General features: G+C 34.9%; 31 protein-coding genes. 11 read left to right on the forward strand and 20 right to left on the reverse strand.

What is annotated here, in order from left to right:
• Positions 1–97 precede the first annotated feature (97 nt).
• Together BM260_RS18370 and BM260_RS18760 are read left to right on the forward strand one after the other, a co-directional pair.
• Entirely contained in the window at positions 98–238 is a 141-nt protein-coding gene (locus tag BM260_RS18370; protein ID WP_175496189.1) for a hypothetical protein, read from the forward strand.
• A gap of 107 nt (positions 239–345) precedes the next feature.
• Complete coding sequence (locus tag BM260_RS18760) at positions 346–1,074, forward strand: thermonuclease family protein (RefSeq protein WP_093535534.1); 729 nt, start codon at positions 346–348, stop codon at positions 1,072–1,074.
• Between the two features lie 44 nt (positions 1,075–1,118).
• Here the strand turns inward: BM260_RS18760 and BM260_RS04865 are convergent, their stop codons facing one another.
• A complete protein-coding gene (locus BM260_RS04865; RefSeq protein WP_093535536.1) occupies positions 1,119–1,703 on the reverse strand; it encodes a phosphatidylglycerophosphatase A family protein in 585 nt (194 codons plus the stop codon).
• A gap of 100 nt (positions 1,704–1,803) precedes the next feature.
• On the opposite strand from BM260_RS04865, the gene BM260_RS04870 reads away from it, so the two are divergent.
• Genes BM260_RS04870 through BM260_RS04880 form a run of 3 tightly spaced genes read left to right on the forward strand, consistent with a single transcriptional unit; the run spans position 1,804 to position 3,534 of the window.
• Positions 1,804–2,526, forward strand: coding sequence for an alpha/beta hydrolase (locus tag BM260_RS04870; protein ID WP_093535538.1), 723 nt, complete (start codon positions 1,804–1,806; stop codon positions 2,524–2,526).
• Positions 2,527–2,586: 60 nt separating this feature from the next.
• Positions 2,587–3,102: a YjcG family protein gene (locus BM260_RS04875; protein ID WP_093535540.1), complete on the forward strand. Its 516-nt coding sequence runs from the start codon at positions 2,587–2,589 to the stop codon at positions 3,100–3,102.
• A 3-nt stretch (positions 3,103–3,105) separates the two neighbouring features.
• A complete protein-coding gene (locus tag BM260_RS04880) occupies positions 3,106–3,534 on the forward strand; it encodes a GNAT family N-acetyltransferase (RefSeq protein ID WP_093535542.1) in 429 nt (142 codons plus the stop codon).
• 309 nt (positions 3,535–3,843) lie between these two features.
• Here BM260_RS04880 and BM260_RS04885 read toward each other — a convergent pair whose 3' ends face one another.
• From BM260_RS04885 to BM260_RS04900, 4 genes are all read right to left on the reverse strand, one after another.
• A complete protein-coding gene (locus BM260_RS04885; RefSeq protein ID WP_093535544.1) occupies positions 3,844–5,199 on the reverse strand; it encodes an arsenic transporter in 1,356 nt (451 codons plus the stop codon).
• A 208-nt stretch (positions 5,200–5,407) separates the two neighbouring features.
• On the reverse strand, positions 5,408–5,998 hold the full coding sequence (locus BM260_RS04890; protein ID WP_093535546.1) for a DUF6897 domain-containing protein: 591 nt from the start codon (positions 5,996–5,998) through the stop codon (positions 5,408–5,410).
• Between the two features lie 125 nt (positions 5,999–6,123).
• Positions 6,124–7,695, reverse strand: a complete 1,572-nt coding sequence (locus BM260_RS04895; RefSeq protein ID WP_175496190.1) for a DUF2642 domain-containing protein — start codon at positions 7,693–7,695, stop codon at positions 6,124–6,126.
• A 76-nt stretch (positions 7,696–7,771) separates the two neighbouring features.
• The gene (locus BM260_RS04900; RefSeq protein WP_093535550.1) at positions 7,772–8,296 is read right to left on the reverse strand and encodes a hypothetical protein; all 525 of its coding nucleotides are present in this window, start codon (positions 8,294–8,296) and stop codon (positions 7,772–7,774) included.
• 182 nt (positions 8,297–8,478) lie between these two features.
• Here BM260_RS04900 and BM260_RS04905 point away from each other — a divergent pair, with 182 nt between their 5' ends.
• A complete protein-coding gene (locus BM260_RS04905; RefSeq protein WP_093535552.1) occupies positions 8,479–8,853 on the forward strand; it encodes a hypothetical protein in 375 nt (124 codons plus the stop codon).
• Between the two features lie 158 nt (positions 8,854–9,011).
• Here BM260_RS04905 and BM260_RS04910 read toward each other — a convergent pair whose 3' ends face one another.
• The 7 genes from BM260_RS04910 to BM260_RS04940 form a co-directional block, all read right to left on the reverse strand.
• Complete coding sequence (locus tag BM260_RS04910) at positions 9,012–9,314, reverse strand: hypothetical protein (RefSeq protein ID WP_093535554.1); 303 nt, start codon at positions 9,312–9,314, stop codon at positions 9,012–9,014.
• Positions 9,315–9,412: 98 nt separating this feature from the next.
• Positions 9,413–9,658, reverse strand: coding sequence for a stage VI sporulation protein F (locus BM260_RS04915; protein ID WP_093535556.1), 246 nt, complete (start codon positions 9,656–9,658; stop codon positions 9,413–9,415).
• A gap of 32 nt (positions 9,659–9,690) precedes the next feature.
• Complete coding sequence (locus tag BM260_RS04920) at positions 9,691–9,849, reverse strand: YjcZ family sporulation protein (protein WP_093535558.1); 159 nt, start codon at positions 9,847–9,849, stop codon at positions 9,691–9,693.
• A gap of 67 nt (positions 9,850–9,916) precedes the next feature.
• Positions 9,917–10,282 carry a stage V sporulation protein AE gene (gene spoVAE, locus BM260_RS04925; RefSeq protein ID WP_093535560.1) on the reverse strand — a complete coding sequence of 122 codons (366 nt, stop codon included), beginning with the start codon at positions 10,280–10,282 and terminating at the stop codon, positions 9,917–9,919.
• A 1-nt stretch (position 10,283) separates the two neighbouring features.
• Positions 10,284–11,291: a beta-ketoacyl-[acyl-carrier-protein] synthase family protein gene (locus tag BM260_RS04930; protein WP_093535562.1), complete on the reverse strand. Its 1,008-nt coding sequence runs from the start codon at positions 11,289–11,291 to the stop codon at positions 10,284–10,286.
• Positions 11,285–11,740, reverse strand: a complete 456-nt coding sequence (spoVAC, locus tag BM260_RS04935) for a stage V sporulation protein AC (protein WP_093535564.1) — start codon at positions 11,738–11,740, stop codon at positions 11,285–11,287. The genes BM260_RS04930 and spoVAC overlap by 7 nt, the downstream gene beginning before the upstream one ends.
• Positions 11,740–12,132, reverse strand: a complete 393-nt coding sequence (locus BM260_RS04940) for a YhcN/YlaJ family sporulation lipoprotein (protein WP_093535566.1) — start codon at positions 12,130–12,132, stop codon at positions 11,740–11,742. Before BM260_RS04940 ends, spoVAC begins: the two co-directional genes overlap by 1 nt.
• A 134-nt stretch (positions 12,133–12,266) precedes the next feature.
• On the opposite strand from BM260_RS04940, the gene BM260_RS04945 reads away from it, so the two are divergent.
• On the forward strand, positions 12,267–12,785 hold the full coding sequence (locus BM260_RS04945) for a CotY/CotZ family spore coat protein (protein WP_093535568.1): 519 nt from the start codon (positions 12,267–12,269) through the stop codon (positions 12,783–12,785).
• 129 nt (positions 12,786–12,914) lie between these two features.
• On the opposite strand, the gene BM260_RS04950 is transcribed toward BM260_RS04945, so the two are convergent.
• From BM260_RS04950 to BM260_RS04975, 6 genes are all read right to left on the reverse strand, one after another.
• Positions 12,915–13,280, reverse strand: coding sequence for an LSm family protein (locus tag BM260_RS04950; protein WP_093535570.1), 366 nt, complete (start codon positions 13,278–13,280; stop codon positions 12,915–12,917).
• Between the two features lie 52 nt (positions 13,281–13,332).
• Positions 13,333–14,718, reverse strand: a complete 1,386-nt coding sequence (gene mgtE / locus BM260_RS04955; RefSeq protein ID WP_093535572.1) for a magnesium transporter — start codon at positions 14,716–14,718, stop codon at positions 13,333–13,335.
• A gap of 343 nt (positions 14,719–15,061) precedes the next feature.
• Positions 15,062–15,973 (reverse strand): RluA family pseudouridine synthase, encoded by a 912-nt coding sequence (locus BM260_RS04960; protein WP_093535574.1) that lies wholly within the window; start codon positions 15,971–15,973, stop codon positions 15,062–15,064.
• Positions 15,970–16,776, reverse strand: coding sequence for an NAD kinase (locus BM260_RS04965; RefSeq protein ID WP_093535576.1), 807 nt, complete (start codon positions 16,774–16,776; stop codon positions 15,970–15,972). Before BM260_RS04965 ends, BM260_RS04960 begins: the two co-directional genes overlap by 4 nt.
• A gap of 3 nt (positions 16,777–16,779) precedes the next feature.
• Positions 16,780–17,454 carry a GTP pyrophosphokinase gene (locus BM260_RS04970; RefSeq protein ID WP_093535578.1) on the reverse strand — a complete coding sequence of 225 codons (675 nt, stop codon included), beginning with the start codon at positions 17,452–17,454 and terminating at the stop codon, positions 16,780–16,782.
• 32 nt (positions 17,455–17,486) lie between these two features.
• Entirely contained in the window at positions 17,487–17,870 is a 384-nt protein-coding gene (locus tag BM260_RS04975; protein ID WP_093535580.1) for a UPF0738 family protein, read from the reverse strand.
• Positions 17,871–17,968: 98 nt separating this feature from the next.
• On the opposite strand from BM260_RS04975, the gene BM260_RS04980 reads away from it, so the two are divergent.
• The 4 genes from BM260_RS04980 to BM260_RS04995 all read left to right on the forward strand — a co-directional run bounded on the left by BM260_RS04980 (position 17,969) and on the right by BM260_RS04995 (position 20,659).
• Positions 17,969–18,544, forward strand: coding sequence for a CYTH domain-containing protein (locus tag BM260_RS04980; RefSeq protein WP_093535581.1), 576 nt, complete (start codon positions 17,969–17,971; stop codon positions 18,542–18,544).
• 5 nt (positions 18,545–18,549) lie between these two features.
• A complete protein-coding gene (locus BM260_RS04985) occupies positions 18,550–19,200 on the forward strand; it encodes a lytic transglycosylase domain-containing protein (RefSeq protein ID WP_245762630.1) in 651 nt (216 codons plus the stop codon).
• Between the two features lie 248 nt (positions 19,201–19,448).
• Entirely contained in the window at positions 19,449–19,847 is a 399-nt protein-coding gene (locus BM260_RS04990) for a globin domain-containing protein (protein ID WP_093535583.1), read from the forward strand.
• Positions 19,844–20,659: a ClpXP adapter SpxH family protein gene (locus tag BM260_RS04995; protein WP_245762631.1), complete on the forward strand. Its 816-nt coding sequence runs from the start codon at positions 19,844–19,846 to the stop codon at positions 20,657–20,659. The genes BM260_RS04990 and BM260_RS04995 overlap by 4 nt, the downstream gene beginning before the upstream one ends.
• 491 nt (positions 20,660–21,150) lie before the next feature.
• On the opposite strand, the gene pepF is transcribed toward BM260_RS04995, so the two are convergent.
• On the reverse strand, positions 21,151–22,971 hold the full coding sequence (pepF, locus tag BM260_RS05000) for an oligoendopeptidase F (RefSeq protein WP_093535585.1): 1,821 nt from the start codon (positions 22,969–22,971) through the stop codon (positions 21,151–21,153).
• Between the two features lie 62 nt (positions 22,972–23,033).
• Entirely contained in the window at positions 23,034–24,185 is a 1,152-nt protein-coding gene (locus BM260_RS05005) for a competence protein CoiA (protein ID WP_245762640.1), read from the reverse strand.
• Positions 24,186–24,194: the final 9 nt, after the last annotated feature.

Consider the following 24,194-nt stretch of genomic DNA (forward strand, 5'->3'; position numbering starts at 1 on the left):
ATTCATTTTTCACGTAATTGGTTTATATGCGAAGCTCAGCAGGGTATAAAAATCGTATATATAAACAAAACGAATTATTAAAAGGGAGGAAATAATAATGACTGAAACAGAAACTTGGTGGGAGCCCATTTTTACAGGAGCTTTCGCATTAGGGCTAAATAAAGAGCGTTTAAATGAATTAGAAGAAGAAACATTTTTATATTTTCAAGAGGATCAAGGTGAAATGGAGAAACACTAATTGAATAATCTATTTAGGATTTCAGCTTTTCCCTTCTATTGTATAAGGAAAAGCTGATTTTTTATTTCCTCTTTATTTATATGCTAAACTACAATGGGTGATAATAAATGAAGAAGATTTTTGCTTATCTAGTTCTATTCACTATACTTCTATATGGTTGTGATGAAAGTTCCACTAATGGTGTGATTCAAACTGATGGAAGTACCAATCAAATAGCTGTTGAAGTTGTGGAAGTTATTGACGGTGATACGATTAAAGTTAAATATAATGGAGACATAGAAAAAGTTCGATACTTGTTAATAGACACTCCCGAAACAAATCATCACACTCTAGGAAAACAACCATTTGGTGAAGAAGCAAAGCAACGCAACAAGGAAATATTAAAGAGTGGGAATGTAACCATTGAGTTTGATGTAGGAAATCGACTAGACGACTATGGTAGAATGCTCGCTTATGTGTATGTAGACGGCGAAAGCGTCCAAGAAACATTGCTCGAAGAGGGACTAGCAAGGATAGCCTATATCTTCCCTCCGAACACTCGATATTTAGACGAGTTTGAGGAAGCTTCTAAAGTGGCTAAAGAAAGAAGTATTGGTATATGGGAGACAGATAACTACGTTACTAATAGAGGTTTTAATACTGAAGTTCTAACTAATAATAATGCTGAAGAAAAATCCACAACTGAACAATGTAATATCAAAGGCAATATTAATCGGCAAGGCAAAAAAATTTACCATATACCTAGCGGGAAATATTATGAACAAACTAATCCTGAAGAATGGTTTTGTACTGAGCAGGATGCTATACAAGCCGGTTTCAAAAAGTCCGGTGAATAAAAATACAATCAGTGGGAGATGGCGCCACTGACTGTATTTTTTTATTATGTTCTTGCGCCTTTTATTTTAGCTTCTGGAACTGTTTCTTCAGGTGAAATATCTGCAAAGGTTTCATTTTGTTCTTCTAAATCTCTTGTCCGATGCGCTAAACGTGAAGCTGCACTAGAAGCGATGCTCGCCACTAAATCATCTAAAAATGTATGAACTGCTCCTCCAATTTTAGTATCTAATTTTGAAATAAGTCCAATTTTATTTTTATCTAAATGGCCAAATGTAGTTACTGCTATACTGCCATAAGTAAATACAGCTCCCAATGCAATCGTTTCGTCTACCCCAAACAAACCTTCATCCGCTTCCACTATTTGTTGCAATGGTGCAGATAGCATTTTCTTCTCTGCCAACTCGTCAAGTTCGATACCAACTAATATCGCATGTTGCATTTCTCTTTTTTTCAATACACTTTTAACAGATTCTATACAATGTTCTATAGTAAGTCCCTTATTGTAAGGAAATTGCATCTCAAATACAATCTCTGCTATTTCTTCTAAAGTAACTCCACGTCTTTTTAACGCGTCTTTTGTAGCTTGCTCTACTTCACGAGAATGGACTCTAGATGTTTGTCTATCCATATTGTTATCCCCCTTGTTGTTTCATCATTTCGTTTATTATACCTCTTTGCTAGTATATGATACAATTTCTGTACTACATGAATGATATTAGGAGGAAATTATGAACAAGGGAACTATACAAGATATATCGTTTTTTAGTGAGGCTTTACAGGAAGAAATGCAACTTCTAATATACTTGCCTCCAAATTATTCACCTCTCTATAAATACTCTGTACTAATAGCATCTGACGGAAAAGACTATTTTCAACTAGGAAGAATTTCTCGAATGGCTGATGAGTTATATGAAGAACAAGCAATTGAGAACTTAATCATAGTTGGAGTACCTTATAAAAACGTAAAAGATCGAAGAGATAAATATCATCCAGATGGTTCTCAATTTCCTGCTTACAAACGTTTCTTGGCGCAAGAATTAGTACCGTATATAGATGAAAACTATCCTACTTATCAAGTTGGAATGGGCAGATCACTAATAGGCGATTCGTTAGCTGCTACTGTTTCACTCATGACAGCTTTAGCCTATCCAAATACATTTGGAAGAGTAATAATGCACTCCCCACTTGTCAATCAGGCTGTAATAGAATCCGTCGAGAAATATAAAGACGTTCATGCATTTTCTCTTTACCACGTCATTGGAACGGAAGAAAAAGCCGTGAAAACAGGGGACGGTTTATTAACGGACTTCATTACTCCAAATAGAGAGTTACACAATTTATTTAAAAATAAAGGATTTTTGACCTTTTATGACGAATTAAGAGGAGACCATACTTGGAAGCTTTGGCAACCAGATATAAAAAGAGCGTTGTTGCAAAATTTTAGCCTATAGAGAAAGATTTGTTATAATAGGTAATATTGTTATTTTAATAATTTGAGGAGGTAATGAAAAATGAAATACGGAATTGTTGCTTTTCCATCTAAAAAGGTACAGGACTTCGCAAACTCCTATAGAAAGCGTTATGACCCTCACTATGCTTTAATCACTCCACATATGACGGTCAAAGGTGTATTTGAAGCCGATGAAAATGAGATTAAAACCATCGCTGAAAAGGTTAATAAAGTAGTGCGTAATCATAAACCATTTACTTTAAAAACAACTAAGGTAAGTTCATTTGCCCCTGTTACTAATGCTATATACTTTCATGTGGAACCAACAGCTGAGCTAGTTAAACTGCATGAGGATTTAAATGATATTCAATATAATGAGGATGAAAGCTATTCTTTTGTTCCTCATATTACAATTGCTCAAAAGATGAACGCAAGTGAACATGATGATATACTGCCTCAATTAAAAATGATTGGTGCACAGTTTGAAGAAGAAATCGATCGCCTACATCTTTTATATCAACTGGAAGATGGATCATGGACTGTATACGAAACATTTAGATTGTCTGGAGCTGAGTAAGTATTGGTGTACGCAAAGAAAGTGGAAACTGAAAAAGAATATGAAGATGCTATAAAAATTAGAAGAAAAGTTTTTGTTGAAGAACAGGACGTCCCTCTTCATCTTGAACTGGATGAGCATGACGAAGAGGCAGTACATTTTGTAGCATACGACGAAGGCACTCCATTCGGCGCAGGTAGAATTAGAGTTATTGAACCTGGAATAGGTAAAGTAGAAAGAGTATGTATTCTTCCAAGTTATCGTGGACGAAAGTTAGGTAATCTCATGATGCAATGCATGGAGGACTACTCGAATTCTACCGGCATTAATAAGCTAAAGCTAAATGCACAAAGTCAGGCCATTCTTTTTTATGAAAAAAGAAAGTATACTATTACTTCACCTGAATTTTTAGAGGCTGGAATTCCTCACAGAGCGATGGAGAAACAAATTTAATACGACAATTTTATGGAGAGTTTTGACTAACGTCAGACTCTCCATTTTACGTTTAAAACTTTTTTAGTGACCAATATTTACAAAATTTTCATTTCCGTGACATTCTTTCATGCTATATCATATATATACTATTAACGAATGAATTCAAACCATATATGTATCCATATAAAATTCATCAAAATATTCCAAACTTCATAAACATCCTAGTTGGAGATAAGACTTTTTATGGTTTTTTGTTTTAAATAGTAAAGCAGGAAATCTCCATTTTGTTTGAAAAGTTCCCGCTTAATCATAGGCTTTTCATCTCTTTCAATTAAAAACGATTTGCACCCAAAAGTATAAGAGGGTTAACGTTACAATCGTTGTTATAGGAATTACTTTTATCGAGATGCTCAAATAATCTTTCCATGTAATTTTAATTTTATTTTTCCTTAAAATGTCCATCCAAATAAGGGAAGCAAGTGTGCCAATTGGTAACAACAGTGAACCCATATCGCTCCCAATAATATTGGCAAGATAAATCGTTTTTAAAGTAATCGGGTCTAAGCCCATTTCTGTTAATGTTATCGTCCCAATCATTAAGGCAGGATGATTGTTAAAAAGGTTTGATAGTATAGACACTAACCCCCCCATGATGAAACTAGCTTGGAATAACCCCTGCTGAACAATCGGTTCACACCACTCAACTAGTAGTGCAGTTAGACCGACATTGTGTAGGCCGTAGATAATTACGTACATAGAAAATGCAAAAAGTAGAATATGCCATGGAGTCTTTTTCAAAATATCTATTGGATTAGATTTTAAATAATACCCTCTCCATAGTAATAGAATCAGCGAACTAATTGCTGCAACAATTTCAATGGGAATATTTACATAAGAAGCAAAAAATAGCATCCCTCTTACAACTAAGACAAAGAATAGGATCTTGAACATAAATTTACTACGCTTATGTTTCGTCTCCAGGGAGATGCTTGCTTTCAGTGGATGAAAGTTTTGAGTAAAAAATGATTCCTCCACATTTATGAGAGAGTTTGGTAAAGTTTCAGGCAGTCTTTTCTTCACAATAACAAACATCAAACAGGACATAAATAATAACCCTAAAGTTGCTGGGACAAACATCATTAAAGTATGCATCCATAAAGACATATCAACAATCTTTAATGCTATTAAGTTAACTAGATTGCTTACTCCGATAGGTGCGCTGGAGGCAGTCGCAATTAAAGCTCCACTGATTAAATAGGGGATTTGTTGAGGAGGTTTTAGTCTCATGTTCTTAAGTAGTAGTATTAAAATGGGAGTTGTTATCAAAATACTTCCGTCATTATTGAACAATAATGTCATTCCAAAACATAATAACTGTATATACCAATACAATCGATAACCTGATCCTTTTGAAAAACCTACAATTCTAGTAGCTACCCAGTTGAAAAAACCAAAGCTTTCCAATATAACAGCCATGACAACTGTCGATATTATCGTAATGGACGCCCCTCCAACTTTATCGATAATATCAAACACGTCTGCTAAAGTCACAATTCCTGCAAATAATAATATCCCAGCGCCAATTGTTGCTGGCCAAGCTTCATTTACTTCTCTAGGTCTTACAAAAATGACTAACATCGTAGATAGGAACACCAAAATGGCGATCCCAATTTGCAAACTCATACATATACCATTTCCTCTCCTTGTTATGATTGTCCCCTTCCTTGTATGTATATTCTCTTTCGCATTAGAGAAACGAGGTGTATGTCCATATTCTCTAAAATATTTTATGAATCTCACTAATTTACATAATAGAATAAATAAATTCTATCTATCCCCAACTTCAAGAAGCATGAAATATTTCATGCTTCTAATTTTATATATACTTTTTTTATACTCCGTGAATCGTTTTTATATGATCTATATTTATATAATCCTTAACTGCTCTAGCTGCCTCCAAAAGTACAACTTGTTCTTCTACATTTTTTATAGTTCCAATATGACTCTTACTTCCACCAATATTAAACACAATAATCTTATCTATAAATTTTTCTATTTTGTTTTTAAAAGTATCTACACTAGCTTCTGTCACTGCTGATAGTTGGAACTTCAGATTATTTAACCCGTAAGGACATTCATTTGTAGGATAAGGAATTAGCCACTTTAAATGTTTGGTAGATATATACATAGTTTTATAAATCGGCGAATAAAATTCAAAATAATCATCCATTATCTCAGTGATATAACCATGTAGGGGCTGATCATCTATTAAGTATATTTCAGTGCTCTTTCCCTGAGCTTGATGTAGCGTTACTCGTAAGGATAGTTCATGATTATTTCCACCAGTTTTAATACTAGAAGACTCTATTGGGGCAAGGGTATCTAACTCATTTTTCTTTAGAGGACAGAAGCTATGGATATGAATGATAGGAATATACATATAATCTGTACCATTAAAAATAACTATAATATCTGTTCCCACATCAATTAGAGTACCCTTTAATACTTTTTTCCTGACACCTCTATTTGGACATACTCCTTCAGTAGACTTTGAATAATTTTATTCAAGGTCACAACTCCTTTTAGTATTTACTCGTCCTTGAAACACTACCGTCTTAACTTCCGGTACATTGTCGTTGCATGTCTCATTAGCGATATATATTGTTTTTCAATTGCAGCTGTGTCGTGCCTAGAGTCATATATTGGATAACCATAAATCATTTCATACTGTCTCACTTTTTCTGGACTGCCCTCGACTCTTGGGTGAAAATATAATTTGTTATCTGTTTGTTTAAAATTTACCGCATTTGAAATTTGAACTGCTGCGTAATTCATCAAGGCAAAGTATTGCTGCTCCAACATTTCATTCACTTCTTTTTTACTCATCACATTTACATTTAATTGAGGTTTTTTTTTTTCTAATGTTCGCGGTGGATTATCTAAGATATCTAGTTTGTCTTGCCCATCCGAGTTTCCACCAAGTTGTTTTGAATAATCTGTCTGTTCATTTAGCTCCGGCTTGGACGTGGTCACTAATTTATTTTCAATTGGGGGTGTCATTTTATTTTTCAAATCATTATTTTTTGGTAATGTAATAGTAGATTGATCACTATTCATTGAGCTCCAAGCCGTTAGAAGTACATCTTTCCCCTTCTCTTTCGACCTTTTTTCAGGAATATTTAGTTCTTCATTGGATTCAAAACTAACTTGTTCTTCTTCAATTTGATCTTTTATTTCATCTAGGTAAATCTCAAGTTTTTCTTCTGATTGAGGAGGAATAGCTTTATCTAATAATTTATCTTCAGCTATTAAGTCCGTTACTTCAATTTCGACTTCATCTATACTGGATACTTCCTCTTCGAACTCTAAAATAATGGCCTCGGCAATTGCTAAATCTCCACTGCTACCTTTTAGCTCCAATTCAGCATTAGCAGAAGTGTCATTATCCTCTAACCCGGTTATTTTAATCGGGTCCACTAATATATCAGTAATCCCAATCGTCACTGCCTCAACTTCTTGTTTACTAACTAAAGTACTAACTTTCTCTGTTAATTCACCAGGGGTTGGATTCTTCCTTACTTCCGGTTCGGGTAGAGGAGCTGTCACATTTGTAACAATCTTATTGGCCATTAGTTTAGTTCTGTCCTGTTCCACAGATAAATTCTCATTTCTAACCTCAATAGAACCTTTGCTAATAGTAAATCTATATAGTTTTTGGATAGCCAATTGTTCCTTCTTATTAGAAAAGTAGAGGTCACTTTCAGATATATTGCTAGAAATATCGGTAATATGTGGAATAGGAATAAAAAATAACTCTTTCCTATTTATTAGAATGATATGATCCTCGAATATACTGCTTAATATTCCATAAAGAGTAGGAATTCCGTATTTGTTTACCGTAACCCATTGGTATCTTAATGCAATTAACACATCTGTCATATCATTTCTAACTAGATATGGACTAAACTTCTTTGCTAGAGACAAATCGGTAGTATTCTTAGAAATTGCTTGTATTTGATGTATCGCTATATAGAAAGTATTTTCATTCACTTCCAAAACAATATGATTTTCTTGAATATCTAATAAGATACCTTCAACGAATTGATTATTAGCTAAATACAATCCTATACTCTTCTTTTCATTGGCATATAATACGTTTTCGAAGTTTCTTTTCTGCACTTGGAGGTCACCTCCCTTATAGAATATTCGTCGCTTTTAATTAAAAAAGCGACGAATGCATACTTATTTACTAGCTTTACTTTGCTTCTTCTTGATTTTTTGATTCATTTTTATTATCTTCTTTGTTATTTTTATTTTCCTCTTTACCACTTTTATCTTTGTCTTTTTTCGTTTTTTCAATCTTCACTCCATAACTAATATTACGAATATGGAATAAAGCAACCCGAATTATTTCTTCGTTCGCCACAATTATTACGTAATCATCTGTAACTGAATCTAAAACACCTTCTAGTGTCTCAGGCCCACCACGATTAATTTTTACCCACTGTAATGTTAGACAATTTAAAATACCTTTGAAATCATCGGCTTGAATATACTCAAAATCTTTCGGTATTTCAAGATTGAATTCTGTCTGGTTTTTAGAATGATTCGTCAAACTTTTAATATGTTGTGTACTATAATATATAATTCCATCGTTTTCTGTTAATAAAGTAAAGTAATCGTCCTCAGCTGACAAGAGTAAACCTACTCTCGATTCTGGGCCTCCTCTATCTACTTTAATTACTTTGTCTACTAGAGAGAGTAACATTTTCTTATTCATCTTTCTAACCTCCTTTTTAGTTATCCTTGTATCTATATGTATCTTGGAGGACCTGAGTATTGGTTAAACGCCCATTTCACTTTAATTATACAAGCACCCATCATCTTAACTCCCCGAACAATATGATACATCTCTTCATATTCTGTAATAGTGTCATTAAATCATAGAAAGTAGTGAGTATTTTGAAAGACCACAAAAAGAAAAAAATGCCTCATCATAAGTCGGAAGATACATCAAATGATATTGCTGATAAAAATGTAAGCGTATCAGAAGATGAAACAATAGGAGCAAAGGAAGGATCAGAGAACAAAAAAGACAAGGATGCGAAAAAAGAAAAAGATAGTAAAGAAGATAAAGAGAAAAAGGAAAAAAAGACCTCGAAGGATTCAGAGAAAAAACAAGACACTAAAAAAGAACATAAAGAATCCAGTAATTTTGAAAATACAGATGAAGACAAAAAAGATAAAAAGAAAAAACATGAAAAATCAGAATCAAGTGAAAAGAGTGCTGACGATGAGAAACATTCAGACGAAAAGAAAAAAGGACATAAAAAATAACCATAGTACTAAGTCAGACGGAGTAATAAACAAAGGTCCAGCTAATCCCATGATGGAATTAGCTGGACCTTTTATTTTCGTTGTTTGTTAGTTCAAAATTGAGATTCATCCTGAAAAAATCGCTTATCGTAGATAAGCGATTTTTCTAATACTATGAACTAAACATACGTATTAACACTGTTTCCTTTACCACTGATTTCAGCTATTAGTGGAGATAAGTTTACTGGATTTGGATGGATAAAGCCTTTAAATAATGGTTGGATTGATGGTCTTTCTTGTTCCATTAATTGCTCTGCTTCCTCTTCTAAAAATTGTTCCTGCTCTTCTAAGTGATCATCAAAACCAGATTTAAATTTTACAGGTTGAATATTATCAATATAAGCAAAATTATAATCATTCCCAATCATTCTATTAGCATAAACTTGTGATTGAATCGGTTGTATTGGAAGAATATATCCCACGTTCTCCACCCCCACATTATTTTTATTATATTACGCTTTACCCCATCCTATTATTCTTAAACCTATTTTTTTATAAAAAGTTTAATTAATTTACAAACTTATAATAGTTTTTGAATATCTGCTAAACTTAACGAACTCCCACTCTGTAAAATAGAGCGTGTAAGTTCATCTTCTAATTCCTGAGAAACAGGTTTATTTGCTAACTTGCCAACTTTACGTACAATTTTACGAACTTGTTTATCATCCGTAAAATCAGCATGTGAGATGGCATTGGCAAGCGTAAATAGGTCATCCATTGACACACCGGTTTTATTTTCTATAGATTTAAAAAATGAATTTTGCATAATTTTTCCCCCTCACATCTTATTGTTTTTTATTAATAAGGGAGAAAGCTTCTACCAACAATGATTAGTAATATAAACAATACAACGATTAGTACAAAGGTTGAACTTTTGTTGCCACCATATTCGTTGCCTCCAGCATACCCCGGGTATCCTTGGTATCCTTGGCATCCTCCACCACAGTAGTCATACATACTCTTTCCCTCCTCTCCTCTTCAACTTATTGTATGCGAGAGGAGAAAGGAAAAAAGGGCGAATCAACTAGTACGTTGTCTTCCGCTTTTGAAAAATGAACGCTCCAATGACACCAAACAATATTGCAGAGCTTATACCAGAGCTTGTTACTTCAAACATTCCAGTCAATACACCGATTAACCCATGCTTTTCTGCTTCTGCTAGTGCTCCATGTGTCAAAGAATTTCCAAAGGAAGTTATAGGAACCGTCGCTCCTGCACCAGCAAAGTCAATCAATGGCTCATATAAACCAAACCCATCTAATATAGAACCTAATACCACTAAAGTACTTAATGTATGTGCAGGTGTTAGTTTAAATACATCCATGAAAATTTGACCAACAACACATATCAAACCACCAACGATAAAAGCAGTCACTAATGATGAAATCATGTTAACCCCTCTTTTCCATACGACATTCAATAGCATGAGCAATACAAGGGATTGTTTCCCCTTGTTGAAATGTTAAAGGGGATAATAATGCCCCTGTAGCTACTAACAAAACACGTTTAAAAGATCCTTTTTTTAACTGATCATATATTTGACCGAAGAAAACAACAGCAGAACAGCCTGCTCCACTACCACCTGCATTGAAAAACTTATCATTTCCATAGAACTGAGCACCCGCATCTTGCAAGATAACACCAGTATTTTCATCTTGAAACATTTCCTTTAATATAGAAATTCCTATATTGCCTAAATCCCCTGTCATAATTACATCGAAGTCAGCCATTTTACTATTCGTATTCGTTAAATGTCGCTCGATTGTATCTCTAGCAGCCGAGGCCATTGCTGCACCCATATGTAATGGGTTTGTTTGTTGACTATCCACCACTTTGCCAATAGTTGCATGGGTGACGACTGGAGTATTTTTCAAGTCTTTTTCTAACAGAGAAAAACCTGCTCCAGTTACAGTCCATTGAGATGTTTTGGGTTTTTGAGTACCATACTCCAACGGGTACCTAAATTGACGCTCTACAGCTTGATGATGACTAGAAGCTCCCGCAAGTACAGTCCGCGCATTTCCTGACTCCAACAAAAGACAGCCAAGAATAACCGATTCCATCGAACTGGCGCAAGCTGAAAAAACCCCCAAGTATGGGATAGCCAGGCTCCGCGCTGCAAAATTCGTTGGAGATAACTGATTGATAAGATCTCCTCCTATCAGAACATCTACTTTATCTACTTGAGTATGACCTTTTTTAGCAGCCCAATGACATGCACTTTCAATCATCCGAGCATGTGCCTGCTCATTTGTTTCATCTTTTTCTGCTTCTAATGAAAGAACCTCATCAAAGGAATCAGCAAAAGTACTATCCTTTTCTACTGGTCCCACCACTGTTCCCGTATTGGCTATACAAATTTTAGTTGTAAACTGAAGAGTTCCAAACGTATTTACCATGAGACAACACCTATATTCACTAATATTGTTTTAATAAGTGCAACGACAAATGCTGATAGTACACCAAATAAAATGACCGATCCTGCAAGTTTGAACATATTGCCTCCAACCCCTAATACATACCCTTCCGATTTATGCTCTATTGCAGCTGAAATTACTGCATTACCAAATCCTGTAACAGGTACCGCTGATCCAGCACCTCCGATTTGGGCAATTTTTTTGTATAAACCAGTTCCGGTAAGAATCATTGCGATAAATACTAAAGTAGCAACCGTTGGATTTCCAGCAGTCCCCTCTGTAAAAGGGAAAAAGCGCATATAGAAAAATGTAATAAGTTGTCCTATAGTACAGATGATTCCTCCAACAATGAATGCTTTGAGTATGTTCATAAAAAATGGCACTTTGGGATTTTTTTCATCTACTATTTTTTGAAATTGTTGTTGGTCCATTAGGTCTCTTCCTTTGATAACAATTTTATTTTTTCAATCGACTTTTTCAGTTCCTTTTGTTTCAATTTCTTTTCGATGATGGTTTCTACTTCCCACATAAGTTTTTGATCACCTGTAACAAGTACTTTCTTTTCCGGAAATTGTTTTTCAATTTGTTTAGTAATTTTTTTTTCGATTTTCGCTTTATTGAAACGATCGAAGCGATTTATATTGATTGCAACTAAAATATCTTCCTCATTTATCACACTTTTATATCCATAAATCGTATCTTGTTTTTGCATGATTGGTTTTAATGAAGAGGAATTATCTGAGGGGAATATCACTTTTTCTTTCTCGCTTGAACAAGCGCCCAACAATAAAACCATTAGAAAAACAAATAAGCTTTTTTTCATATGATTACTTGCTCCTTTTTTTTGTTAGTATGCTCGCGGGTATTTGAAATATGCAAATTGCTTACGAGATATTTGCCCTTGTCAAGATGAACTTCCCACATACGTTAGTAAGAGATGAAGAGGAGGTGAATTTAATGGGTTGTGGAAAAATAGGTGATGTTACTGACGAGCATCGTTCTAGAAACTGTGTTTGTGATGTTGTCCGCGCAATTAAAGACATTCAAGATCAAGCAACAAACGACGAATGCCCTCAATGTCCTACAAATTGTTTCCTAGAACCACTTGGTGGTCTTGTTAGCCCTGCTAGCAGACGTCAAGCAGACACACGTGTATTTATGTTATTAACGAAAGATGGAGATCCTTTTAAAGCATTCTTCCGTGATAATGATAGATTTGATTGTGATTGTATTTCTGTTTTCTTCCGTGTAGAAGATATCTTTGACGGGTGCTGTGCAACATTAAGAGTTTTAGAGCCACTTGACAGAGAGCGTAAAGAAGTTGATTTATTAAACGATTGTGGTACAAAAATCGATTTAAGAAAACTTTGTAAAGTTCGAAACTTCAGATCTACTGGTAGCTGTGTTACTGTAGACTTAGAGTGTTTCTGTGCAATTGAATGTATCGCCGATGTATTTTTAGATGTATGTGACTGATCGTTTCATCTGTAGTGTCTATTCCGTTCGGGGGAACCCGAGCGGTTTTTTAGTGATTTTTTATTTGAAACACCTGTCAATGATTTCTTTAAACACAAAAAAGCTATCCTACAATAGGATAGCCTAAGTTCACTTCAATATACTTCCACGCCACATAATCTTTTCGATCTCTTCTAATGGAACAGTCATCAATTCTTCTTTTCCAACTTGTAAAGTAACTTGACTATCTTCAACCTGCTCTACTTCACCTGGCACAGTTACTCCACCCTTTAGATGAAATATTAACGGTTGATATACTTTACGTTGAAATGGTTTTGCTAAAAATTTTAATTTATCTATAATTGCTAGTGTCTTCGTCGAATAACTTTTCTGTATTTCATAAATCGATGTACTTTCATCTAGTAATTCGTATGGAATTACAGCTCGTTCATTTGGTGGCAGATGAAAAACTGGAGGACCTTTTATAAAGAGCAAAGGATCATTAAATGAGTTCATTAGCACATCCTTTTTACTTTACTTTATGCAATTTTTAAAAATATGATACAAACTACAATGATGAAATAAATAAAGTGGCCAATCCAAGGTAAATTAAAATACTCACGACATCATTTACTGTTGTGATAAATGGTCCCGATGCAACTGCGGGATCTATTTTCATTCGATGCATCAATAAAGGAATAAAAGAACCTCCCAAAGTAGCAACAAAAATCGAACCAAAAATCGATGAACCAACCAAAATACCAATTAGTAAATCATGTTTCCAAAAAAATACTACTCCGACCACAAGCAAACCACAAATGAGACCGGTAATCAGTCCAGTGCCAGCTTCCCTAAAAAGTAGTTTCGTCTTACTTTCTTCTTCTATATCTCCTGTTGCAATACCACGAACTGCGACGGCTAGGGCTTGTGTCCCACTATTACCAGCCATACCAGCAATTAGGGGAATGAATACAGCAAGAAGTGCAACTTTATCTAGTGTTTGTTCAAAAATACTCATTAGATTAGCAGTGAGCATTCCTAGGAATAACAAAATAATAAGCCAAGGCAGTCTTTTTCTAGCAGCTTGTAATGGTCCTTTATCAAAGGTGTCCATATTGGATACACCAGCAAGTTTTGAGTAATCATCTGATGCTTCTTCGTCTAATACATCTAAAATATCATCGACCGTTACAATTCCTAGTAAATGATTTTTAAAATCTACTACTGGAACAGCTAGGAAATCATAGTCTTTAATCATTCTTGCTACTTCTTCTTGATCAACACTTACTAAAACACTTACTACGCGGTCATTCATAATATCCTTTATCAATGTATCTTCATCTGCAATGATTAAATCACGTAGTGAAATAACACCGGATAGTTTATGATCATCGTCCACCACAAATAAATAATAAATGGTTTCTGCTTCAGGTGCAGCGCTACGCAAAATAGTCATTGCTGAGCGACATGTTGAATTTTCTGGAATGACTACATATTCTGTTGTCATGATGGAACCTGCTGTATATTCCTCATAATGCAAGAGGTCCTTAATTTCTTTTGCAGATTCCTTATCCATAATGTTTAAATAACTAGCAACCTTATCTTTACCTAACTCATTTAAAACATCTACTGCATTATCTGTAAACATAAAGGAAAGCATATCTGCAGCATATGTAATATCCATTTCCTGCATAAACAAATCATATTGCTCGCCATCAAATTTTGTCGCTTCAAATAGTTCAGCTATTTCTTTAGGAGAAAGGTAATGATAAATTTTCATACGTACATCTGGCTCCACCTTTTCAAAAAATATGGACTGATCATACGGATGTAGTTGCATAAATTCTTCTCTAAACTCTTCCATTGACTCATTCAATAAAAATTCAATTAAGATAGATTCCTCTAAGGGCTCTTGGGTGATTTCATCTTTCACACTTTCTCCTCCTCTCTGCATTTTGCTTATTTATTGTATGAAGTAAGCACTAAATAAGCAATGTTAATATTCCCTAGGAAATAATTTAATATAAAATTTAGGTAATCTTTTAACTAAATCAACAATATGAAACACACAAAATAACTTAATATTATAACCTATAATTCGTATTTGTTTAATGACCTTCGCTGATTGGAGCGTAAAGCTGCGATTCCCATGTTAAGACCGCACTGTGGACGAAGTGACAGGGAATGAAGTGTCCTTCTGGATTAGAAACCGATGAGGTTGGTTTGGCTACCACTAACTTTTTATAAATACGAACTCAGTTACTAAAAATATGAAATCCCACCATTCTTCCTGTCACTTAGGAATAATTAGTGGGAATCAGCGCTTTCATATCTTCTGGAAATGGAGCAACTAAGTGCATACGCTCTTTTGTAAATGGGTGTATCAATTTTAGTTCTTTCGCATGAAGTGCTTGCCTACTTATGATTTGGAGTTCACCACCATATAGATCATCTCCGATTAATGGATGACCAATAGACATCATATGTACTCGAATCTGATGAGTACGACCAGTATGTAAATATAATCGTACATGCGTAAGTTTTTTTCCGTCGATTTCAAAACGAGATAATACGTGAACAGTGGTTTTAGCCTCTTTACCATTGTCATCGATAATACGTTCAATAATACTACCATTTTTTCTACCAATTGGAGCATCAATAACTAATTCATCTTGTTCAATATGACCGTGAACGAAAGCCTCATAAGCACGTGAAATTTGGCCTAATTTTTGCATTTCACTTAATAAATGATGTGCGTGACGATGCTTAGCCACACAAATGATACCAGAAGTGTCCTTATCAAGCCTAGTTACAATATGTACTGTAGAAGACAGTCCACTTTTCTCCAAATATCCAGCTATATAATTGGCCATTGTTCCGGTGGGATGTTCGCGAGATGGAATTGTGCTTATGCCGGCAACTTTTGTAAGAATGAGAAGATGGTCATCCTCCATCAAAATTGGAAAGTTGACTTGCTGAGGTATTAATCCCAAACTCTTTTTCTCAGGTGGAAATGTAATTTTGACCGAATCCCCTATATCTAACTTATGGCGTACGGTCTTCTCCACTCCATTAACCGTAATTTGCCCACCTTCGTATTTAATACTAGTCAATGCTTTTTTCGAAATACCGTATTGCCGAATTGCATCCCGAAGTAATTGTTGCGACTCATTTACTCGAAATTCTAAATGGATTAAATCTTCTTTCATATTTCTAAATCACTATCGATAAAGGAAGAATGAACTCTATGCCAAAAAGGAAATGATCTAAACCGAGCGAAACGAACTTTTTCATCTGCTACTCGATACTTAATAGATTGAACATCTTTGTGTAATAACTGAAGATGGTCTACAGTAACCATGAAATCCGGTCCTTTCACAGGCTTTAGTAAACATGAGTGATGTTTCGGTAAGACCAGTGATGAACCAACTGTTCGGAAGACCCTGTTATTAATAGATGCAATTTCCGCAAGTTGCATCGCTTCTAACGAAGGATGCACAATGGCCCCTCCAAGTGCTTTGTTATATGCCGTACTTCCAGATGGAGTTGACATACATAAACCATCTCCTCTGAATCGCTCAAAATGATCTCCGTTCAGTTCCACATCCATAACTAATGTAACATCAGGTGATTTTACAGTAGACTCATTTAATGCTAAATAGACCGAACTGTCTTCCCCATGTTTATAATTGATCGTTACCTCAAGTAAAGGGTATTCTATTACTTCAAATTCTTTTTTCGCTATGCTAATTACTAGTTTTTCAATCTCTTCTGGTTTCCAGTCCGCATAAAATCCTAGATGCCCTGTATGAAGTCCGACAAAAGCAACAGAAGGGGTTAAATGTTTATATTTATGAAATGCATGTAATAATGTGCCGTCCCCACCAATCGATAAGACGATATCCGGGTTTTCTTCATCAATAACGAGTCCAAAATCTACTAGATACGTTTTGGCACTTTCCATTAATTCATTCGATAAATCATCATTTCGGGACAATATAAAAAATTTCATAATTCATGTTCCCTCTCTTTCGTTTTTGGATTCTAGGAGATTTGGATGAGATAGTTCCTTATTTTCACTAAAGTATTTCTGCGCTTCTTGAATTTCTCCACGGATTAAAGACATTTCTTCATCTAATCGAAATGCTGCTTCTGCCGCATATTGAAGTCTTTTTTTAATTTCTTCTGGAAAGATTCCTTTATATTTGTAATTCAATGAATGCTCGATAGATGCCCAAAAATTCATCGCTAGTGTACGTATTTGAATTTCAGCGAGAATATTTATCTCCCCGTGAATTGTTTGAACTGGATATTCAATAATCATATGATAGGATCTATACCCACTTTGTTTCTTGTGGGAAATATAATCGCGCTCTTCTACTATTCTTATGTCATTTCTAGCGCGCAACAGAACTACGACCGTTTCTATATCATCTACAAATTGACACATCATCCGTAAGCCAGCAATATCTGGTATTTCTTGCGCTAACGTATCAGAAGGCTCAAATAAGATTCCTTTTTCAAGTGATTTATCATATATACTTGCCAACGGTTTGACACGACCAGTTACAAATTCGATAGGTGAATTTGTATTATCTCTTTCAAACTGCGCGCGCATTCCTTTTAGTTTTACTTTTAACTCTGACACAGCTTGCTTGTATGGCTCCAAAAAGCGATCCCATTGCCCCATAAGCTTGTCCTCCACTTCCAATGACCTTAGTTCTATGGTTGTAAAATTTCACTAAATGCTTCTTCCACTGCTCTGGAGAAATCTGCACCGTAATTGTCATTACCTTCTATATTGAAAATTAGCATGTTCAGTTCCTCTTTAAAGCCCTGTAAGATCAATTCTTTGTCACCGATTTGCAACGATGGATCTTTTTCAGCTTTTAAGGTGTTTACAAGTAATGGCCAAACTTCTTGACCAAACTTTAAGTAATGATATCCTATTTCATCTTCTAAGAGATAAATAAAAGCCATAGAGTCTGAATCAGTAATCATTTGACCCGCTGCTTTTAGCTGAGGATTATTAGGTAATACTTCTAGCGTAAAGCGTATATCATTTTCTAATTGGACACCACTAAGCACATTATAAGTAATAGGCAAAATAAATCGTTCCTTTCTGTCTATGCTTCCACTATTTTAACATATTGAATCTCTTTGAAAAGCGCATATAATAGAAATAATAGGAAAGGTCGTGTAATATGCAATCCGAAAAAGAAATAGAGTTTAAAAATTTATTAACAAAACAAGAATTTGAATGCTTTGTATCCTTTTTTCAAATAGTTCAAAAGGACTTTCACACCCAAACAAATTATTACTTTGATACACAAAATAACTTTTTCAAGGACAATCGGATGGGCTTTCGCTTGCGCGTATTAACAAATAAAAATGAACTTACTCTTAAACGACCGATAGAAGAACATGTGATGGAAGAAAATACAGTAGAAGTGTCTGATTTTGAAAGGGATGCTATTATCAATCAATCCACTTTCCCTTCTATTCCCTTTCTACAGCAATTTAATCTTGCCACTCCTTTACTCTGTATCGGAAGCTTACAAACAAATCGTGTCGAAATGTCCTATAAAAACGGGACTCTTTTTTTAGATCACTCCATTTATAGTCAAACAGAGGATTATGAGGTAGAATATGAGAGTAGTGATGTAAAATATGGAAAAAAAGTGTTTCTTGAATTGTTGGAAGCACATAATATTCCAATTCGACACACTGATAAGAAAATTGCTCGCCTAGTGAAATATAACAATATGTTGAAAGGTTGATCCCTTTGGATATTCAATCCTTAAAAGTTTTAATGGAAATAAATGCAATGCAAACTTTAGGTAGTGTGCAAAGCTCTCAAAATGACTCTTCCAATCCTTCCTTATTTTCTGATATGTTAGGACAAGTTTTACAAGCTAGTACAGGGAGTCAGACAAATGAAGATATTTCTTCATTATTATATAGTGGAAAATCCCCTGTATTTGTTCCATCTAGTGTAAACTCTGCACAGAGTAATTTAGCGGATTTAATCTCTTCTTATTCAACCCCTACTACAAATGGGACAGACTATGATGAAATTATTAAACGAGCTGCAGAAAAGTACAATGTTCCAGAAAAACTGATTTCTTCTATTATTAAACAAGAGTCTAACTTTAACCCCTCTGCTACTAGTTCTGCTGGTGCTTCCGGATTGATGCAATTAATGCCAGGTACAGCTAAGTATTTAGGCGTTACTAATTCATTAGATCCTGAACAAAATATAATGGGTGGGGCAAAATATATAAGTCAAATGCTTACTAAATTTGATGGCAATATTGAAACGGCGCTTGCTGCATACAATGCAGGACCAGGAGCAGTAAAAAAATACGATGGTATTCCACCATATAAAGAAACACAAAATTACGTACAAAAAGTGATGAATAACTTCCATGCATAACCGAAACATTAACAACCTATTAATATTAGTAGGTTGTTTTTTTATGCCATTCCCTTTGGTAAGGGAATAAGATAAAATAATATATTTGTCCTATCAAAAGGGATTAAAAGGCTTATTTTCATTAGATTTTTCGTTAGTTGTCTACACTAAAATTCGACTACCGTTTACTATGAGATAATCTAATTGTTTGAGATATTTAGGTTTCGTTGATAGAATGAATATAGTGCTAGAGCAAAGGGGTAAAGAAAATGACACAACAGCCTATACTTCCTTACGATGAAATCGGAGCAGAAAAATTACATCTGCTCGTTGATACGTTTTACGGCAATGTAGCAAAGCATCCACTGCTTATACCGATTTTCCCTAATGATTTATCGGAAACAGCAAGAAAACAAAAACAATTTTTAACTCAATATTTAGGTGGACCTAATTTATATACAGAAGAACACGGACATCCGATGATGAAAATGCGACATAATCCATTCCCTATCACTCCTGAAAGAGCACAAGCATGGCTTTCCTGTATGAGAGATGCGATGGATACAGTGGGTTTAGAAGGGAAGTCTCGGGATACATTTTATCGCCGTTTAGAACTTACAGCCAACCACATGGTCAATCAAACGAGTCATGAGGAGGAGAAAACGTGACAAGAATACAAATTCCGTCTGATACGTGCACATCCCCAGTAGTAAACAAGCCGCTTGAAATGTATGTTTTTTTGGACCCACTTTGTCCAACTTGTTGGGATATGCAACCTACCCTACGGAAATTGCAAGTAGAGTATGGCCAGTACTTTACTGTACGCACTGTATTAAGTACTAAACTGAATAAGTTAAATACAGTTTGTAACTTTCCCAATGCCGATTTGAGTAATGATCCATTCAGTATTTCTAAAATAGAACATTCAGTTTTCCCTTCAATTGCTGTAAAAGCTGCTGAATTCCAAGGGAAAAAAGCTGCTTTACGGTTTTTCATAAAAATACAAGAATATTTGTTTTTGAAGACTAAAAATGTTACATCCTTTTCTGTTTTACAGGAAATAGCAGAAGAAGTTAAACTCGATGTTGATGAATTTACACGGGATTTTATTTCCAATGAATGTGCTAGGTCCTTCCAAAGCGACTTATCCATTACTTGTGAAATGGAAGTCGACTCTTTTCCAAGTATTGTATTCTTTAATGAAAATATCGAAGATGAAGGCTTAAAAGTTTCCGGAAATTATCCTTACGAGATATATGTACAAATTCTACAAGAAATGTTAAATAAAGAACCTGAAATACAAGACCCTCCGTTGCTTGAAAAGCTTTTTGATCGATTTCATTCTTTAACTACAAGTGAGATTGCAAGCTATTATAATATTTCTAATCAATTAGCAGAACGTGAGCTTAAAAAACTTCTATTATTGCAAAAGGTTGAAAGACTACTCTTACCAAATACCGTATTATGGCGGCTTAAATAAATAAACAACGGCCTATCTTTTATAAGATAGGCCGTTGTTTATTGTCATAAATACAGAAAACACCCTTTCCTCCTACCGAGGAAAGGGTGTTTTCATTTACAAAGGGGATGGGAGAAATGTTCACGTTCAAACAAAGGGGTGTATGTTATCTTGTGATTTATTTCACACTCTTACTTTACCACGCCATATTATATAATACAATATATTAGCTTATCTTTTCACAAATTCGTCATACATCATAGGACGTCTTACCTCTATCCCTAACATATTATCAGCGCCCTCCTTACTGAGAACGATAAAGCTGACACTATATTAAAACCTATTTTTCGTTGGTGAATTACACTGGACGGCTCATCCGTATGATTGCCGAGTTTCTTTTTAGATGTTTCATCGCATTTTACATCACTACGACCAGCATCTCTTTTTCAGGTAATTTGGTGCTTACGGTATATTTCCATAAAAAAAGCTTGGCATTAAGCCAAGCCTTTTTATTATTCTCCTAAAAGTAGTTGTTCTAATTCATTTAATTTTTCTTCAAATACGCGACACGCTTCTTCAATAGGAGCAGCAGTGTTCATGTCTACGCCAGCTTTTTTCAATACTTCGATTGGATAATCTGAACAACCTGCTTTTAGGAACTCGTTAATATAACGGTCTACAGCCGGCTTACCTTCCGTCAAAATTTGGTTACTTAAAGCAGTTGCAGCGCTTAAACCAGTCGCATATTGGTATACATAGTAGTTGTAATAGAAATGAGGAATTCTAGCCCATTCCAATCCTATTTGTTCATCAATTACAATATCATCACCAAAGTACTTTTGATTTAACTTATAATATTCTTCTGTTAGTTTGTCTGCTGTTAAGGCTTCACCATCTTGATCCAATTGATGAATAATATGTTCAAACTCCGCAAACATAGTTTGACGGAAAACAGTTCCACGGAACCCTTCTAACCAGTGATTTAATAAGTAAATACGTTTCTTTGGATCATCAATCGTTTTTAGTAGATAATCATTCAATAATGCTTCGTTACATGTAGAAGCTACTTCTGCCACGAATATAGAATAATCTCCGTAAACATAAGGCTGATTAGCTCTAGTATAATAACTATGAATACTATGGCCAAATTCATGTGCAAGCGTAAAAAGGTTGTTAACGTTGTTTTGCCAGTTCATCAGTATATATGGGTTTGTACCATATGTTCCTGAAGAATAAGCGCCAGAACGTTTACCTTTCGTTTCTACTACATCAACCCAACGATTTTCAAGTCCTTGCTTGACAATAGACACGTATTCTTCACCTAGAGGTTCAAAGCTTTTAAGCATCGCATCACTTGCCTCTTCGTATGTGTACTCCATATCCAATTCTTTCACTAATGGGGTGTATAAATCCCACATATGCACTTCCTCTAAGCCTAATACTTTTTTTCTTAGAGCTACATATCGATGAAGTAAATGAACATTTTTATTGACTGTATTTACTAAGTTGTCATATACACTCTCAGGAATATGATTGTTAGACATAGCAGCTTCACGTGCCGATTTATAGTTACGAATTTTAGCGTTAACATTGTCTCCTTTAATATTCCCTGTAAGCGTTGAAGCAAATGTGTTTCGGAATTTTCCATACGTATCATACATCGCCTTAAAAGCATCTTCACGTACACGCGGATCTTCACTTTCTAAGAAACGTGAGTATCTGCCATGGGTTAGTTGGACATCATTGCCATCTTCATCTTTGATAAATGGAAATTCTAAATCTGCATTATTTAGTTTACCAAAGGTATCAGCTGATGCACCTGCAACTTCCGAAAACTGTGCCAATAATGCTTCCTGTTCTTTTGGAAGTACATGAGGACGCTCTTTATTAATCTCTTCAAGTAATTGTTTATAAACTTGTAAATCCTTGTTTTTAGCTAAATAACTAGCAATTACAGTCTCATCGACGGAAAGAATTTCTGGCACTAAAAACGATAGCACAGTAGACACTTTCACATACAATGATTTTATACGGCTATCCATCGCCTGATATGTGCTATTTGCAGTATCTTGGTCCGTTCTCATATGTGCGAATGTATATAGTTTACGCAATCTTGAAGTAATTTCATCACGGTAAGTCAACACTTCTAACAGAGCGTCAGCACCATTGCTGATTGTTCCCTGATAAGAAGATGCCTTCTCTGACAATTTCGCTACCTCTAGATATTCTTTTTCCCATTCATCATTTGAAGCAAAAATATCTTCTAATTTCCAAGTTAAATTTTCTGCTACTTCGTCACGAGTCAATATTTTATTTTTTGTATCTGTAGTCAAACTAAACTCCCCCTCTTACTGTTTCGAATTTCGAATCATCTTCTATTTTCTCAATATTCAAATCAATTTGCAAGGAATTCACTGTATAACAATCGTTTCATTAAATAATAATTCATTTTACTATTATATATTGCATCTTCAGTAGAAATTAGACAGCGTTGAAGCGTATTAAGATAGTTTTCTACTGCTTTTATATGTTCTGAGGAAGGTTGGGATGATATCTTTCTATCTAATAGAAAAGTTTCACAATTTTGATAGTCTGCTTGTGGAATGGATAGACCTAGTTGATGTAAATAATCTATAAACTGAATTTGCCATTCAATCGCATGGGTAGGAAAAACAACAGCTAGTTTAGTTGGAATACCTATAAAAAAAGGTACTTTCTTGGGATGCATTCGCCATCTATAGCATATTTGGAGGAACAAGGATTGGACTCCTTTTCTATTAAAAAAGTATAGATTGTCTAAATGCTTGGACCGCTGGTGCTTGTATAAGCATAAGTATTTTTGAAACTCTTCCCATGAATTCTTTTTTAGTATGGCAAAGGGCCAGGACTGCTCTTCCAAGGATAGCTTCTTAACTTTGACAATATAATTATTAGCCTTTACATGCATTGGATTTGCAATATAATGAAAATACTTTGTTCGAGGGCAATAAGTGAGTATTACTTTTCCATTTGGGGTAGTATAAAAGAACTGTTGACGGAAGGAGGATAGCTTCATAGTGCCTATTTCATGGATTGGAAGGTCGGAACTTCTCGGTGTCCGCAAGATCCATAGAGGAATAATTTGCTTCGTTATATAGCCTTTAGTACGATCCTGAATTGCGGTAACGGGGATTTGACTACACTGGAATTCTATTGCAAATTTGGATACATTGCTTTGAACATATAGGTCGGGTCTTTGATGAAGAAAAGGTAGGTAAGCTTCTAATTCTACGGATGATGAATGTTTCTGCAAAAACTCATATAAATCCAATTTACCATTTAAATGGTCCTCGCTTTCTCCTTCTGAAAAAGCCTGATTGCAGGAAATATTCCGAGTATGAGCAAAATGTGGGATTTTTATTGGTCCATTTTTCAAAATAACTTGTTCGCTACATTGAGCGCAGGAGAAGGTATTGCTCGTTTTTAAAACATCTAAAAAGGTTCGAGGATGTTGTGCAGGTATGATTATTTCTCCATCTCTTGTTACAGCTGATAATATTGGTATCACCTCCAAATA

Source organism: Psychrobacillus psychrotolerans (assembly GCF_900115805.1).
In the GTDB taxonomy this organism is placed as follows: domain Bacteria; phylum Bacillota; class Bacilli; order Bacillales_A; family Planococcaceae; genus Psychrobacillus; species Psychrobacillus psychrotolerans.

Coding starts and splice junctions, on each gene's coding strand:
- BM260_RS18370 (WP_175496189.1), top strand. CDS start 98: ATGACTGAAACAGAAACTTGGTGGGAGCCCATTTTTACAGGAGCTTTC.
- BM260_RS18760 (WP_093535534.1), top strand. CDS start 346: ATGAAGAAGATTTTTGCTTATCTAGTTCTATTCACTATACTTCTATAT.
- BM260_RS04865 (WP_093535536.1), bottom strand. CDS start 1,703: ATGGATAGACAAACATCTAGAGTCCATTCTCGTGAAGTAGAGCAAGCT.
- BM260_RS04870 (WP_093535538.1), top strand. CDS start 1,804: ATGAACAAGGGAACTATACAAGATATATCGTTTTTTAGTGAGGCTTTA.
- BM260_RS04875 (WP_093535540.1), top strand. CDS start 2,587: ATGAAATACGGAATTGTTGCTTTTCCATCTAAAAAGGTACAGGACTTC.
- BM260_RS04885 (WP_093535544.1), bottom strand. CDS start 5,199: ATGAGTTTGCAAATTGGGATCGCCATTTTGGTGTTCCTATCTACGATG.
- BM260_RS04900 (WP_093535550.1), bottom strand. CDS start 8,296: ATGAATAAGAAAATGTTACTCTCTCTAGTAGACAAAGTAATTAAAGTA.
- BM260_RS04915 (WP_093535556.1), bottom strand. CDS start 9,658: ATGCAAAATTCATTTTTTAAATCTATAGAAAATAAAACCGGTGTGTCA.
- BM260_RS04920 (WP_093535558.1), bottom strand. CDS start 9,849: ATGTATGACTACTGTGGTGGAGGATGCCAAGGATACCAAGGATACCCG.
- spoVAE (WP_093535560.1), bottom strand. CDS start 10,282: ATGATTTCATCATTAGTGACTGCTTTTATCGTTGGTGGTTTGATATGT.
- BM260_RS04930 (WP_093535562.1), bottom strand. CDS start 11,291: ATGGTAAATACGTTTGGAACTCTTCAGTTTACAACTAAAATTTGTATA.
- spoVAC (WP_093535564.1), bottom strand. CDS start 11,740: ATGGACCAACAACAATTTCAAAAAATAGTAGATGAAAAAAATCCCAAA.
- BM260_RS04940 (WP_093535566.1), bottom strand. CDS start 12,132: ATGAAAAAAAGCTTATTTGTTTTTCTAATGGTTTTATTGTTGGGCGCT.
- BM260_RS04945 (WP_093535568.1), top strand. CDS start 12,267: ATGGGTTGTGGAAAAATAGGTGATGTTACTGACGAGCATCGTTCTAGA.
- BM260_RS04950 (WP_093535570.1), bottom strand. CDS start 13,280: ATGAACTCATTTAATGATCCTTTGCTCTTTATAAAAGGTCCTCCAGTT.
- mgtE (WP_093535572.1), bottom strand. CDS start 14,718: ATGCAGAGAGGAGGAGAAAGTGTGAAAGATGAAATCACCCAAGAGCCC.
- BM260_RS04960 (WP_093535574.1), bottom strand. CDS start 15,973: ATGAAAGAAGATTTAATCCATTTAGAATTTCGAGTAAATGAGTCGCAA.
- BM260_RS04965 (WP_093535576.1), bottom strand. CDS start 16,776: ATGAAATTTTTTATATTGTCCCGAAATGATGATTTATCGAATGAATTA.
- BM260_RS04970 (WP_093535578.1), bottom strand. CDS start 17,454: ATGGGGCAATGGGATCGCTTTTTGGAGCCATACAAGCAAGCTGTGTCA.
- BM260_RS04980 (WP_093535581.1), top strand. CDS start 17,969: ATGCAATCCGAAAAAGAAATAGAGTTTAAAAATTTATTAACAAAACAA.
- BM260_RS04990 (WP_093535583.1), top strand. CDS start 19,449: ATGACACAACAGCCTATACTTCCTTACGATGAAATCGGAGCAGAAAAA.